The organism is Oleiphilus sp. HI0132 (genome assembly GCF_001635845.1).
In genome coordinates this window covers 1-245 of sequence record NZ_LWGJ01001007.1, presented here as the reverse complement: position 1 = coordinate 245, position 245 = coordinate 1, and the positions used below count along the sequence as shown (strand labels likewise).

Genomic DNA, 245 nt, shown 5'->3' with positions numbered 1-245 from the left:
AGCAGCAAGCTCGCCCCTTTTTGTAATGCAACTTCGGCACCATCCAGCAGAAAGCGCAGTTTGTCCTCTGCTCTTAATGAAGGCTCTAATATGGTGCTTACAGTGATGTCACCCGTGCCTGAGTGGAGTGCGCTCCGGTCTATTGGTGCGCTAATAACAAGTGACTGGTAAAGAAAGCTGTCGTCTGTAGGTGCAGAGCTAAAACTTATGGGGCTTGGTTTTAGTGCAGGTATGGTTGGAACGGG

General features: G+C 49.8%; 1 pseudogene. It reads right to left on the bottom strand.

Annotated features, from left to right (window positions below):
- Positions 1-245 (bottom strand): annotated as a pseudogene (locus A3766_RS31985) (hypothetical protein); the annotation flags it as partial.